General features: G+C 66.4%; 13 protein-coding genes. 2 read left to right on the forward strand and 11 right to left on the reverse strand.

The genetic code is table 11. The annotated features are described in order from the left end of the window. Positions 1–15: 15 nt before the first annotated feature. The 5 genes from VXD91_RS16390 to VXD91_RS16410 all read right to left on the reverse strand — a co-directional run bounded on the left by VXD91_RS16390 (position 16) and on the right by VXD91_RS16410 (position 7,019). On the reverse strand, positions 16–2,094 hold the full coding sequence (locus VXD91_RS16390; RefSeq protein WP_293016942.1) for a serine/threonine-protein kinase: 2,079 nt from the start codon (positions 2,092–2,094) through the stop codon (positions 16–18). A 12-nt stretch (positions 2,095–2,106) separates the two neighbouring features. Further along, positions 2,107–3,336: a hypothetical protein gene (locus VXD91_RS16395; protein ID WP_293016943.1), complete on the reverse strand. Its 1,230-nt coding sequence runs from the start codon at positions 3,334–3,336 to the stop codon at positions 2,107–2,109. Next, entirely contained in the window at positions 3,333–4,490 is a 1,158-nt protein-coding gene (locus tag VXD91_RS16400; protein ID WP_346415918.1) for a hypothetical protein, read from the reverse strand. The genes VXD91_RS16395 and VXD91_RS16400 overlap by 4 nt, the downstream gene beginning before the upstream one ends. Before the next feature lie 74 nt (positions 4,491–4,564). Then, on the reverse strand, positions 4,565–5,806 hold the full coding sequence (locus tag VXD91_RS16405; RefSeq protein ID WP_293016945.1) for a hypothetical protein: 1,242 nt from the start codon (positions 5,804–5,806) through the stop codon (positions 4,565–4,567). 58 nt (positions 5,807–5,864) lie between these two features. After that, on the reverse strand, positions 5,865–7,019 hold the full coding sequence (locus tag VXD91_RS16410; protein WP_346415920.1) for an FHA domain-containing protein: 1,155 nt from the start codon (positions 7,017–7,019) through the stop codon (positions 5,865–5,867). A gap of 146 nt (positions 7,020–7,165) precedes the next feature. Between VXD91_RS16410 and VXD91_RS16415 the strand changes: the two genes are divergently transcribed. Both VXD91_RS16415 and VXD91_RS16420 read left to right on the forward strand, forming a co-directional pair. Next, positions 7,166–8,224, forward strand: a complete 1,059-nt coding sequence (locus tag VXD91_RS16415; protein ID WP_293016947.1) for a hypothetical protein — start codon at positions 7,166–7,168, stop codon at positions 8,222–8,224. A 595-nt stretch (positions 8,225–8,819) separates the two neighbouring features. Beyond that, a complete protein-coding gene (locus tag VXD91_RS16420) occupies positions 8,820–9,284 on the forward strand; it encodes a hypothetical protein (RefSeq protein ID WP_293016948.1) in 465 nt (154 codons plus the stop codon). Positions 9,285–9,612: 328 nt separating this feature from the next. On the opposite strand, the gene VXD91_RS16425 is transcribed toward VXD91_RS16420, so the two are convergent. From VXD91_RS16425 to VXD91_RS16450, 6 genes are all read right to left on the reverse strand, one after another. Next, positions 9,613–9,888 (reverse strand): hypothetical protein, encoded by a 276-nt coding sequence (locus tag VXD91_RS16425; RefSeq protein WP_293016949.1) that lies wholly within the window; start codon positions 9,886–9,888, stop codon positions 9,613–9,615. An 18-nt stretch (positions 9,889–9,906) separates the two neighbouring features. Next, a complete protein-coding gene (locus tag VXD91_RS16430) occupies positions 9,907–10,482 on the reverse strand; it encodes a hypothetical protein (protein ID WP_346415921.1) in 576 nt (191 codons plus the stop codon). Between the two features lie 66 nt (positions 10,483–10,548). After that, on the reverse strand, positions 10,549–11,409 hold the full coding sequence (locus tag VXD91_RS16435; RefSeq protein WP_293016951.1) for a hypothetical protein: 861 nt from the start codon (positions 11,407–11,409) through the stop codon (positions 10,549–10,551). 81 nt (positions 11,410–11,490) lie between these two features. Next, positions 11,491–12,324: a phosphoadenosine phosphosulfate reductase family protein gene (locus VXD91_RS16440; RefSeq protein WP_293016952.1), complete on the reverse strand. Its 834-nt coding sequence runs from the start codon at positions 12,322–12,324 to the stop codon at positions 11,491–11,493. After that, a complete protein-coding gene (locus tag VXD91_RS16445; protein ID WP_293016953.1) occupies positions 12,321–12,749 on the reverse strand; it encodes a hypothetical protein in 429 nt (142 codons plus the stop codon). Before VXD91_RS16445 ends, VXD91_RS16440 begins: the two co-directional genes overlap by 4 nt. A 2-nt stretch (positions 12,750–12,751) precedes the next feature. Continuing rightward, positions 12,752–13,639, reverse strand: coding sequence for a hypothetical protein (locus tag VXD91_RS16450; RefSeq protein ID WP_293016954.1), 888 nt, complete (start codon positions 13,637–13,639; stop codon positions 12,752–12,754). Between the last annotated feature and the right edge of the window lie 71 nt (positions 13,640–13,710).

Genomic DNA, 13,710 nt, shown 5'->3' on the forward strand with positions numbered 1-13,710 from the left:
TCACGCATGTCAGCGTCAGCTGTAGTTGGCCAATTCGGGGATTAACTTGCGATCAAGGTATTGAATCGCTAGGTAGCCGCCCGGGTCGGCCAGCGCCGCAACTGTGCCTGGGTCGTCGACGACGATCAGGCCCGGGTTGGCGGTCAACGCCCCCGGCAGGCCTGCCTGCCCGCCGCCGCCGGCGGCCTTGTCGGTGCGCACCACGATCACGAGGTTGGTCTGGACCAAGTACAGCTTGGCCTGATCGGCCAGCACCCGCGTCGGTCCCTTGTCGTCGGGTTGGCGTACCAGCTTGTTGTCGTAGTTCAAGCCCAAACCGGCCAGGAAATCCGCCGCGAAAGATGGCGTCAGCGTCTGGGTGACACCGTCGTCGGAGTAGTTCAGCACCGAGACGGTTTTGCCGACCAGCTTGGCGTTCTGATTCCTCAGGTCGGTCTGCTGGGCCCCAACCTGGGTGATCAGCGCGGTGGCGTCGTGGTCGCGGCCGACGATCTTGCCGATCCACTGCAGCTGGGTCTGCCAGTTCCATACCGCGCTGGTATCCGAAGGGCGGGTGATCGTCGGGGCGATCGCCGACAGGCGCTGGTAGGTCGCGTCGTCGATGTCGCCGGTGGCGATGATGACATCGGGGTGCGCGCCCTTAATCGTGTTGGTGTCAACGAAATTCATGACCGCCGGCTTGCCAGTGATCTTGTCCTGCATCCACGACGGAGGATCGGCTTTCACCCCGCCGATCGCCACCGGCTGCACCCCCAGCGACAGGACCGCATCAGCATCACCCGGGCCGATCGCCGCGATCGCCGTCGGGGCCTCCTTGATCTCGGTGCTGCCGTGCACATGGTTGAACGTCTGGGCCGTGTAAGGCGCCTTCGAAGGCCCGGCGGCATAGAACACCATTCCCACGCCCACCACCAGAGCGATGACCGCGAGCACCGCCCCGGCGATGATCAGCCGCTTCCTGCGCCCCGGGCCCGGGGCCGGGGCCGGGGCCGGCAAGCCGCCCTGCCCGGCGGGAGCGCCCGGGCCGTAAGGGCCGCCCGGTCCGGGGGGACCGACCAGTCCGCGAGGCTGGGTCGGCCCCTGCGAAATGTTGTATCCATCGGTCGGCGGGAACGGAAGGGGCCGCGGCCCACTGGAATACGCCGGCGGAATGGGCCCGGACGGCCCACCCGGACCCGTCTGGGGTCGGGCCGACCATTCTTGGGTCGCCGTCGATCGCGGGATGGCCATCGTGGGGTCGTTGATCGCGGCCGCGGCCGCGGCCGCCAACTCTTTCGCCGACTGGTAGCGCTCGGCCGGATTCTTGGCCATCGCTTTGGCGATCACCGCATCAATGGCACGGGGCAGCTCTGGCACCACGTCGGTGGCGCGCGGCGGCGGCGCCTGCAAGTGCGCCGCCATAATCGCCGACACGCCGCCAGGCAGTCCCGCAAACGGGGACTTGCGGGTCAGCAGGGTGTACAGCGAGCAACCCAAGGAGTAAATGTCCGAGCGGTAGTCGACGACGCCCCCGGCCAATGCCTCCGGGGAGGCGTACGCCACCGACGCCATCACCGTGCCGTCGGTGGTCAGTTGCACCGCGTCGTCGAGGGCCCGGGCGATACCGAAGTCGGCGAGGAACACCCGTTCCTCGTCGGCGTCGTGCTCATCGGGGGCGAGCAGGAAGTTGGCCGGCTTGATGTCGCGGTGCACGATGAGGCGCCGGTGCGCGTAGTCCAGGGCCTTGGCGACCTCGGTGATGATGTGCACGGCTCGGCCCGCGGTCATCCCGCCCTTGGCGAGCACTTCGCCGGCGTCGGTGCCCGCGACGAGCTGCATGGCGATCCACAGTTGGCCGCCTTCGGTCTTGCCCTGCGCGTACACGGCCACGATGTTGGCGTGGCTGAGCTGGGCGGCCACCGAGGCCTCGCGCTCGAAGCGAGCCTGGAAGGTGCCGTCGCGGGACAGGCCGGCATCGAGAATCTTCAACGCATCGCTGCGCGGCAGCGTGGGGTTGGCGGCCTTGTACACGACGCCCATGCCGCCGTGACCGAGCACACCTTCGATCCGGTAGCCCGAGACCACATCACCTGGCTGGAACCCGCTGGAAGTCATTGCCGCCCTTTACTATTTCGCGACCAGCATGAGGTACTGGGCAGAAATCTGTTGAATCGCATCCGCGCTCTGCTTGGCGAACACCGTGACCACGTACCGATCCGCGGTGGCCACGCACTCAAACCGATCCGAGAACTCGCCGGGATCTTTGATAGTGAAGCATTTGGCCCCCGGGAACCCCGGGACAGTCGGCTTCTGTTCGTTGCCGTCGGCGAAGTCTTTGGCGACCAGTTCGGCGAAACCCGTTGCCGCAGCAGCATCTTTGGCCTGGTAGAAGATGCTCTTGCCTTGCACGATGCGGTCGATGCCGAACTTGGCGAACCGGTCAGTGGCCTCCTGCGGCCCGTCGAGCGAACTGCCGGCCGAAAAATGCAGGAATGCCGCGGTGGTCCACACTCCGTCGTTGACCGTGGCGTCCTTTTTCGGTAGCGATCGCGCGAGCAGTCCGGTCGGGTCGGGGTTGAGCGTTGGCCACTGGGCTGGGTCGGTGGGCTGGAATTGGTCGATCTTGGGGCCCTGCAAATCCAGGGCCTTGCCGATCGCCGCGGCCGCCGCCTCTGCGGTGTCATCGGTCTGGGTGAACACGTTGAACACGTACGGGCCGTGCGCGCTCAGCGAGTCCACCGACGGCCGCCCGCTGTTGAGGACGACCGCGGTGGCCGAGGCCTCCGGATGTCCGGGAATCGGGATTGGGTGTGCCCCGGTGCTGCCTTCGGGCGGCGGCTGTTTGGCGACCAAGGCCGATAGCGCGGCGTTCGCTTGATCGGGTCCGGGGAACCGCATGACGATGACGTTGACCGCCATGTGCGCTCCGGGTGCGTCCTTCGGTGTCCCGCGCGAGGTGGTGAAACCGTTGAGGAACCCGTTGGCCTGCACGATATCCGGGGCAACGCCGCCGGGCATCTGCACACCCAGGGCCTCCGGAGACAGGATCACGCGGGTGCCCAACTCATCCAACGTGGTTGCCGTCGGATACGCCTCCCACGGGTAGATGACGTACTCGGCCATCCGCTGCGCCTCGATCACGCGCGACAACGCCACACTGGGTGCCGGCGCGTTTCTGATGCCGGTGGGGTAGTTGCCGGTCTGCAGTAACGCCCGGGTGACATCGCCCGGTTTGAAGCCCGGATCGCGCGTCGCGGAGCCGTCCATCACGGTCGTGCACCCCGCCAGCAGAATCGCCGATACCCCGACCGCGGTGATCCGGGCCAGCAGCCGGCGAAGAGTCAGTGGGGGTCTCATGCGGCCGCCAGGATCAGGTATTGCGCGGCGGCCTGCTGCTGCACGTCTTTGAGCACATGGCCATACACGCTGAACTCGTACCGGCCGCGTGCCGCCACACACGTGAACGCACTGTCACCGCTGTATTTGTCGGTCGATTTCTGGCAGGCACTGCCCGCAAGGTTGGGCACAGCGTCGGCGACCGACCCGTCTTCGCGCAGGCTCTTCACATCGTCAGCGAGCAGGGCGGCGGCACCGGCCGCGTCCCGCGCTCGATGCAGCCAACCCGCCGCCTGCACTGACGCGTCCACCCCGGCGTCGGCATACACCTTGCCGGTCTTCGTCGGGTTACTGAGCAGGTTGAGCATCCCCCGCGGCCCCACCGTCATGTTGGTCGCCACCGCGTCGGTGTCACCGGGCGGCGGCAGCGCCATCGCGAGCATTCCACTGGGGTCGCGAGGCAAGGCGGCGAACTGCGTCAGGTCGGTGGGAACGAACGTGTCGATCAGTGGGCCCTGCAAGTCGAGGGTCTTGCCGACCAGCCGCGCCGCGTCATCGACGCTGCCGATCAAATCGGCCTGCTGGAACAGCACAAACGGGCCATGAGGTGTGAAGGCCTGCACCGTGGTCCATCTCTGATGGTCCGCGGCATCGATGGTTTGGCTGGCGCCCTGCGCATCGGGATGGCCGGGGATGGGGCAAGGTACCGGCGGCGCGGCCGGCGGAAGAAAGTCGGGCCGGGGGTTGGCGTGAATCAGCTCCGCGGCCGCGGCCGCTGCTGCGGCCGGATCGGCGAACCGGAGCACGGCATTGGTGAGCAGACGCTGGCCGGTGACCTCGCGGCCGGTCACGTAACCATTGATGAGGCCAAGGCGGCCCAGCGCCTCGGCCTGCGACGAACCGCGCGACAGGATCAAACCGGTGCCGTCGGACATCAACGGCGTCGCCGCCGGAGCCTCACCGAAAAGGATCGGCGTGAGCAGCGCCGGATCGACCTCCCACGGCCCGGTCATGTAGTCGGCCATCCGCCGCGCCTCCACCAGGGCGCCGATGGTGGAATCGCCAGCGGCCCCCAGCGGGGGTCGGGCATGGGTTGGATAGTTGGCAGCATTGAGCAGCGCAGGGTCCACCGCACCCGGCGTGACGCCCGGATCACGTACCGCGGCGCCGCTCATCACTGTGGTGCAACCGGTAACGGTGAGCGCGATGGCACCGGCGAGCAGCCCCCATGCCCACCGGCAGCCGATGGTCATTTCGCGGTCAGCAGCAGGTACTGCGCCGCAGCCTGCTGTTGGGCGTCCTTGAGCGTGTGGGCGTCGATTTGGTAGACGTACCGGTCCGCCGCCGCCACGCAGGTCACGCTCTTGCCGTCGGTGGCCTTCTGGCAATGGCTGCCCGGCAGGTTCGGCACCGTCTCGTTTACTGGCCCGTCGGCCTGCATCTTGGCGACCATGGCATTCACCAGGCCCGTCGCCGCGGCCGCATCCTTGGCCCGGTACACGAAGTCTCCGGCACTCACCCCGAGGTCCACCCCGGCATCGGCGTACATCTTGGTCGAGGCCACCGGGTCGCCGTCGAAATTGAGCAGCCCGTGCACATCCAAGGTCATGTTGCTGTTCGGCGTGCCGCGGCCCTTGGGCACCGGAATGGCCCGGGCCAGCAGACCGCTGGGATCGCGCGGTACCGACGCGAACTGCGCAGGGTCAACAGGTTTGTACTGGTCGATCGCCGGACCCTGCAGGTCCAGTGTCTTGGCTACCAGCGCCGTCACACCGTCCACCGGCCCGATCAGCTGGGCCCGCTGCATCAAGACGAACGGCCCGTGCGGGGTGAACGAATCCACCACCGTCCAGGTCTGGCCGATGTTTTTGTCCTCGAACATGTGCGTGGTGGCGACCGCCTCCGGATGCCCCGGGATAGCGATCGAGGTGGTCGGGATCGGCGGGGGCAGCGGGATCGGATGCGCGATCTGCGCCTGGGCGATGCTGGTGGCCGCGGCCGAGGCCGCCGCCGGATCGGTGAACCGCAGCACGACGTTCATCAGCTGCTTCTGGTCCTTGACAGCCCGAGCGGTGGCGAACCCGTTGACGTACCCGTCGAGGGCCATGGCCTGGTTCTGATCCGGCGAGAAGAACGTGGCCAGCGCCTTGGCCCCACCGGGCAGAGCCAGCGAGCCCGGCCCAATGCCAAAAGCCAGCGGCGCCGTGAGCGCCGCGTCGACCTCCCATGGGCCGGTCACGTAGTTGGCGAGCCGCTGCGCCTCCAACAGGGCGCCGACCTCGGGCTTGCCTGCCTCACCTAGCGCCTGGCGCGGTTCGATCGCATAGTTGCCGTGATCGAGCTGCGAGGCGTCGACCGCGCCGGCAGCCGCGGACGTCGACGTCGACTTCGTCGCCGTCCCGTCCATCGTCGAGCCACAGCCAGCGGTGACCGCCACGGCCAGCGCTGCGGCGATCGAACCCATCACAAGGCCGGTCCCCCGATTACGCATCAAATCCCTTTCCCCCTTGGAAGCCGCCCCGCGGGCTGCGCGGACGGGGCACTGCGAACTATTGCAGCGAAGCCAGAAAATTCTCCAGAACAGCCTTGTCGGTGGCGGGCACCGCGCCACCGGTCTCGAACGCCCGCACGCTCTCCGCAGGCACCCCCGCGAGTTTTGCCGCGTCCTCAACGCTGAGCCGATCCCGGTCGCGAATGGCGAACAGCCGCTGACCCGACGTCGCCGAGGGTGATTCGGCCGCTGCCAGCATCACCTCACGCAGCTCGTTGCGGACCTGCATGAACATCGGCCGCAGCTCTGGAGTGGCAGAAGCGTTGTGCACCAGCAATTCCAGCGATGCCAGCTCGCCAATCAGCCGGGCCACCGCGGGCTGGTAGGCGGGTTTCGATGCCGGTGGCAGTTCAGCGCGGTGGGCGCGGGCCTGCGCCAGATTCTGACTGGCCCACTGGGCCAAGAATCCCGGATCGATCGCCGATGTGCCGGTCTCCTCTCGCGCCGGCGACGGCGACGGGGGCACCACCACCGTCTTTTCCGGGTCAGGCACAGCAGCAAGCACCGGTGCGCTGGCCGCCGCGGTGGTCTGCCCACCGTGGGCATATTCCCAGCGCAACTTTTCGATCGTGCCCTTTTTCCAATGCACGACCTGCTCGAGCTTTTCGCGGGTGGACTTGCGCGGCCACGATCGGCCTTTCTCGAAGGCGATCAGCGCACCGGCGTTGATGACCCCGTCACTGGCCAGGGCACGTTGGGAAAGCCTGAGTTGTCGGCGCGCCGCGGCGAACTGAGCTCCGGCGTACACGACGCCAGCATCGCTGCGGCTGAACGTGATCTGAATACCCGCGGCCGGATTGCCCAGGTGAGCGATGATTTCGTCATCCTCGGGAATCTCGAACTCGTCGACCTTCTCCCCATTGATGAACGTTCCGTTCCTGCTGCCCGGGTCGGTCGCGAACCAGCGGCCGTTACGCAGCGACAGCACCAGGTGCTGGCGCGAAATCCGGTAATCCACAACGGGAATGTCAGCCGGAGGCGTGTCCGAGGACGTTGCTGAGGCAGTTGCAGGATCGACCCATCGACCGATCACCACGGGCGCCTGGTCAGGATCGATCGCATGCGCGACAGACGAACCGATCAGCACTGTCAGTGTCGGCGCATTATCGTCGACCGGGCTTGAGCTGGTGAGTCCAGTGGCGGGTGACGACATACGAAAACAGTAGCATCGCTACACCTAGGATGGCTGCACCTATTCCGTAGCGGGGGGTGCTTCACTTTCGGATTCCTCGTCGCTCCTACCGCCGCCCACCAAAGAGGTGTCGGTAACCTCTTGCCGGAGCCACTAACGTGAGGCCTATGAGCGACAACAACATGGCCGCCGACCCCGACGAAACATCCATGGTGACCCCGGCCGCGCACGCCGATCCCGACAAGACGTCCCTGGTGACCCCGTTCAGTACCGGCTCACCAGAGTCCCCAACATCGCAGGTCAACCCGCACGCGGCACCGCCTCAGACTCCCCAGTGGCAGGCCCCCGCGCCTCCGAATCCTCAGTCCGCGCCGGTCCCGCCGAGCCCGCAGCCCACCTGGAATCCAGCGCCGCAGCAGTGGACACCGCCGCCGGCAGCTGCCCCCGCTCCGCCCTCACCGCCGGTCCCCTCGGCTCCTTCCGCCCCGCCGTACGGCGCCCCGCAATATGGAGCACCCCAGCCTCCACAGGGTCCCGGAGTGCAGCAGCAGCAGTGGCCGGGCGCCCCCGGACCGCAGCAGCAGTGGCCGGGCGCCCCCGGACCACAGCACCCCGCTGGAGGATTCGGTGGCCCCCCGCCACAGTCTGGCCCCCCGCCGCAGTCTGGCCTCCTATACCCATTGGGCCCCTACCCCACCAATCCAGGCCCCGGCGCCACCCCGCAGAGCCCCGGCGAACTGGCCAGCAACCTCATCGGCAAAGGCAACACCTTCCTCACCCGGCTGATGAAGCGCGGCATGGACGGTGAACTGATCAAGGCCCCCTGGTTCCAGGCCTTCCGGCAGTCCCCCGACCAATTCATGCTGATCAGCTACATCGTTGTGGCCCTGCTGGTGCTCCTGCTGTCCTACGGCGGCGGACTGATCGGCAGCGTTCTGTCACTGGCATTCTGGGCAGCTCTGGCCTACACGTTCTTCGCCATCGGCACTCTGAAAGCTCATAAGTGGGTGGCGAACGGCATCGGTTACGGCGGCGCGGCCATCGCACTGGTCGGCACCATCGACCCCATCACCGCCCTGATCGACTTCAGCGACTACGCCCCCACCAGCCTCGGGCTGCGCCTGGGCGTCAACATCGCCATCTCGGTCATAGTGGCCGCAGTCTTGGGTCTGGCCGGGTACCTGGTCAACAAGGAAATCAAGCGTCTCACGACCAACCCGTTCTGACCGAAACCGGTTGCGCACCAACGCAACTAGAGTGGATTTCAAGCCCGTGAACATGGCCGCGATCGTCGCGGCCATGTTTGCGTTGGTGGCCATCTTCACCCCGCAAGGTCCCGTACAGTACCGACGCAGCAGCACGGCAATGCCGGTCGCGCCCAGGGGGACGGAATTCCCGGCCGGATTCCCGCTTCCAGCACAATCCCTCCACCCCTCCACCCCAAGTACTTCATTGCGGCCGGCTCACGCGCACACCAGTCAGCCAGCTGACGAGATGCAGCGAAGATTGACAAGACACGCCGCGCTACATTGACAAACATTCGGCGTGTCTCGCGCGGCCGTCAAACTAGCTTGCCGTCGAATCACGCACCGCCGCAAGCAATTAGCGATCTACAACGGCCTCAGCAATCCGCTGTTAAACAATTTGGGCAGTTTGTCAATCTTCGCTGCATCTCGTGGTGACAGCAGCCTTTCAGCGCCCATGGCCTCGTCTACGCCGCCGACGAACCGCCAGTAACCGTTGCATCTCTACACGTGTTGGCACTTTAACCGTCGCTATGCTACGGTTAAGGTGTAGCGGTTGTTAATAGAAAGGCCCGTCATGATCCGATCTGTCGCGCAGCACCTGGTCAATAACCCCGGGATCGCGCAGCACGTCGCCGCCACCATCGGGGGCGATGCACCCATGCGCCTGCGTCACACGATCCATCTGGCCCGGCACGGCGTCCACGGTGGCTGGCTCACCGCAGTCATCTTCCTGCTGATCATCAGCCTCCCGTTCATCATCGCGCTGGCCGGAATCATCTACCGCCGCACCCAGCAAAAGTCGGCCCAGGCCTCACCCGCCTACCAACCAATCAGCGTCGCGCCGTGGCAAGCCGGCACCACCACCCCGCCGGCCGCGCCCTGGCAATCCGGGATGGCCAGCTCCTCCGCCGCGCAGCCCTCCTACAGCCCGCTGTCTTACACGCCAGCACCCATCGCATCCGCTGCGGCTCCCGTGCCGGCGTGGAACGCGCCACAGACCAACAACTGGGCCGCGCCAGCACCCCAGTGGACCCGCTGACGACCGACGACGCCGCGGCGACCGTGGCCGGATGGCGGCGGCCGATTTCCCTTGGGATGACGGGCGGGTTTGATGGCCGCTGGCCCCGCTGACGCGGCTGGGCAAGGTGTATCAGCGTTGCAGGTTCGAGGGCTCTGCGGTGCGTAGAGGCAGCGGGCCGTATCGGGGGCGCCGCACGAGGCTTTCGCTTTACAGTACTTTTCAAGTAGCGAGGCCAGCGCATCGTTTCCGCAGGTAACGGACCCTTCCAGGGCGGTGGCCGGGCCGGACCGGCTTTATAGCTGTTTTAGAGTACGGCGGACCAGAGCCGCGGAACCCCGCGTGTGCGCTAACTTTCAGTCCCCCGGTAGGTCCTCGGTCCGTCCGGTGCAGAGTATCGGAGGCGGGCGAGGATTTCGGCCCGGTACTGGTCGCCGGTGATCTTCCCGGTGGCGAGGTCGGCGAGGCGGGCGATCGACTCCAGGTCTGGCATGTAGCCCTCGATGGCGCCGCTGGTCACCACGTCGTGGACGATTCGGCGCTCCTGCGGTGGGAGGTCGGCGAGGATGCCTTCGTACGTGTCGCAGCCGGGGGTACTGGGGTCCCCCGGGGGTGAATCAGGCACCGAGGTCTCGTAGTTGTTTCAGCGCATGCGCGCCGTGGTGCGGCGCCGCTGCCCGTCAGGAACAGTCGTCAGGCCGACGTGATCGAGAGCGGCTTGGATATCGGCGCTCTTTGGCTCCCATGAGATTTCAGCGAGGAAGTCGTTGTAGCCCCATACCTGCGCGGCATACAGCATGTCGTCGTATGAACGCTGAAACCGGTCGGCAAACGTGGACAACTCGCCGGTGAATGCAGCGTGTTCTTTGCCCCACATGGCGGTGGAGAGAGCGTGCTGGCCCGCGTCGGAGTAGTCGCGGTGAATTTCACTGGCGCCGATGATGAACAGCCTCCATGCCGGCATCTCGAGGTCGATCTGCTGGAGGTCCCTCGCTTGTGACTGGTGGCTGACGACCTCGATGAGCAGAGCGCTCATGGCGCGGTCGGTCTCTCGTAGCAGCCGCGCGTGTGGCTTGAGCCGGCGCGGCCGGGCCACCATGGATTTGGTGACGCTTGGCAGGTTCTGGACCTGGGTTGCCTGATCGGCCAGTCCGGCCGATTCCAGGGCGGCCGCGGGGCCGGCGCGCAGCACCCAATCGAACAGCACGTGCGTGGGCACGGGCAGCCAGCCGGTACCGCCGTCGGTGTCGGTGCGAGCGATCTGGTGAATCACGTTCGTGCCTTCCTAGTCGTCGACGGCGATCCGCGCCGGCTGGCCGGCAGCGTCCAGAGCGTGGACGCGGCGAGCTGCCGCAACCTGCAGCATCCGTACGGGGTACGGCGTCCCCGACCGCTCGAAGCGGGCCTCGGGGTAGGTCTTCTCGAACTCGTCCTGGTCGTCGAGAACCCAGATGACGCTCACTCCACCGTCGCCGGCGGTGACCTCGAATCGGGCGGCCGCGTTGTTGATGAAGTCGTCGAGCGCCTGCAGGTCCTTCATTGTCGCGAGAGCTCCCGGCAACGTTCCTTTCTCGGATGCGTTGTAGGTTCTTTCGTTGAGCCCCAACAGCTTCGCGGTTTCTTTCTTGCCGAGTCCCACCGCGAGCCGGGCCGCGGCGAGGTCGAAGTACCGATCGCCGCGGTACACCTCGACCTCGAGGCCGCGGCGCCGCAATTCGGCCGCGGCCCTGCCCACAGCAACGTGATGCAGGGTCATCGGGTAGGGGCGGCCTGCGTGCAGGGTGCGAGCGTGCGGGTACCGCTCGATGAAGGTGTTCTGGTCGAGAACTGCGTGCAGCACCACCGTGCCCGCGTCCGGCTGATCCTCGATCAGTCTGGCCACTTCGCCGGCGACGAACGCTTCCATCGCGATGACCTCGTCGACGATGCCGGCCGCTGCGCCGCGTAGATCGCGACCGCCGGTCTCGAATGTGCGGTACCGCGTGAGATCTAGACCCAGCACTGGGGCTAGATCTTCGGCCCACAAGCTCAGCGCTGTGCGGCGCACTTTCAGGTCCGACCACAGATATTCAGTCAACGGGTGTTCCTTGATGGTGTCCTCCTCGCGGAACGCAGCAGGTAACACCGCTGCCAATCCGACGCTCATGATGATCTCCCTTCCCGGAGTTTCCGGGCCTGCCCTCGTGGCCAGCCCTACATCTGCAAGGGTATCAACTCCGACCGTCATTTACGTCCACTCACGCAGTCGTGGCAGCGCGATCGCGAGCCGATCGAACAAATCGGGCCAGCCGAGTTGCAGCCAGGTGAGATGTCCGTTGGACAGTTTGGATGGGTCGATGATGGAGTCGACGCGGATTTGTTGCTCTGGCACACCGAGCTCGGAGAGCTTGCGGTAGATCGGGTTGGGTTCGATTCCACGGCCGGCGAGGTATTCAAAGACGTGGTTGTGCTGCCAATCCCAGATGGGCCCGTAGGTGACGGTGCCGTCGGTGCGTCGCACAACTCCGCCTGCTTCGTCTCGCACCTGGCGGCGTGATTGTTCTTGTCGGACACGGGTTTCTGCCGCCAGCTGCTGGCGGTAGAGAATGCGTCGGCCAGCTGATTCCTGCGCCCGTACGCCCCACAGGGATCCTCGGCCGTGCCGGCGGTGTGCCTCGGCTGCCGGTCCGCGGATCATGAGCTCGGCCAGCTCGACGCCCAGTCGTCGATCGGGCGCCTGGTGGTCGAATCCGCCGCAGGCGATCAGCACGGTCAACAGGTCCGGCTCGGCCGCGATCGTTGTGAAGTTCAGTCGCCACGCCTGCGCCAGGTCCTGCATGTAGTGCAGCGTCTCGGGGAACTCCAGGCCGGAGTCGAAGAACACTACCGGCACATTCGGGTCGACTTGGCGGGCGAGGTCGACCACGACCGTGGAGTCTTTACCGCCGGACCAGGGGACGAATCCGTCGTGGCTGTCCAGGTGCTCGGCGATGCGGTCCAGCAGATGCCGATACGACGTGCCGCGCCGGCGGGCGGCGATCGCCCGAAGCGTCTGCATGTCCAGCCCTGCGGGTGTATTCACCGGTTGTCGGTCACCGTGATCGCCATGCCCGGGAACAGCTTCCGGAAATACTCTTCGACGTAGCCGGCGGCCTCGGGCCCGTCGAGGATCGACTCGTCGCTGGTGGTGCCGTCCCACCACCACCAGCGGCCACGGTCCTTGAATCCGAACGGCGCCGGCAAGTCCGCCGGCTCGGTGTGCAGGCGAGCGAAGGTGTGTGCGACGCCGACGACGAACAGCCAGTTTTCGGCGCTGAACGTCTTTGATCCGTCCGGGCCGGCGAGGTGAGAGAACTTGCGCGGCAACGCCACCTGGGCCTGGCATGGCTCGGGCGGCGATGCCCGGCGTCGGGGCCGGCTCACCGACCGGAAATGGCCATTGCGGCCCGGCTCATCGTCACCGATCTCAGATCGGTTCGGGTGGACCACCCATTCCCTGTTGTTCATCTCTACTGCTCCCTCAGTTGCAGGACGAGTCGGGTCGCCCATCCACCGCGGCCGTTGTCGTATGGTGCCGATTCAGCGGCCGTTATCTCTCCTGAAATGCCCCGTGGGAGAACGTGAGTGGTGTCTTCGACGCTGTCGGAATGGCCGAAGTACATGCCGCGGCTGGTGGTCAGCTCGAATGTCAGATACCGGTCGCTGTCGGCCCCGGATACCTCGTGCAGGCTGTGGCGGGCGACGGTGAACTGATCGAACGTGACTTTCGCGCCGGGGCTCAAGTTCGGTGGCAGCTCACGCGGGCTGGAAATATCCCCGTGGGTGTCAGGCAGTTTCACGGCGACGTAGACGGTGTGGGTGCGGTCGTTGGCCTGCTCGTAGCTTTGGATGACCCGGTCCAGGCGCTGCACCGTGGCCCGATCCTTGTCATCGAGTTTCTGGACATCGCCGGCCGCGTGGTGCAGAGCCCCGTTGATGCGTCGCCACTCGGCGGGATCATCGTTGGTCAGCAGCGTCCGGACCGCTTCCCGTTGGGTGGCCGGCGCCCGATTGATGACCTGATTCTTTGTGGCGGAACGGATTTTGCGTTGCCGGGCACTCAGCGGGTGGCGGAATTCTCCCTCTGCGGGCAGCTCGCCGCGCAGCCGCGGTGACTCGACATGGCTGACATCACGCGGGGTGGCGCGATCGCGATCTCGAGTAGCACGCGTCAACCCGGCGTCCTCGTCGCGGGCTTCGTCGGCGATGCGGTTGGCCAGCCGAGTGAACTCGCGCTCGGTCATCGCGCTCTCGGCGACTTCCCGGGCGGCCTTGAGGTCCCGGGAGGAGATCACGCCGCCTTCGACGTCGAACACGACCGGTTCCCGGTTGGGTCGTGGTGTCTTCGAGCTGCTCATCAGATCTGTTTTCCCCGGTTGCTGGCGTTTGGATGCAGTCTAGGAGCCGAACCGGACACCATGGGTGAACG

Origin of the sequence: Mycobacterium sp. SM3041, assembly GCF_039668335.1 — a bacterium.
Lineage (GTDB): Bacteria > Actinomycetota > Actinomycetes > Mycobacteriales > Mycobacteriaceae > Mycobacterium.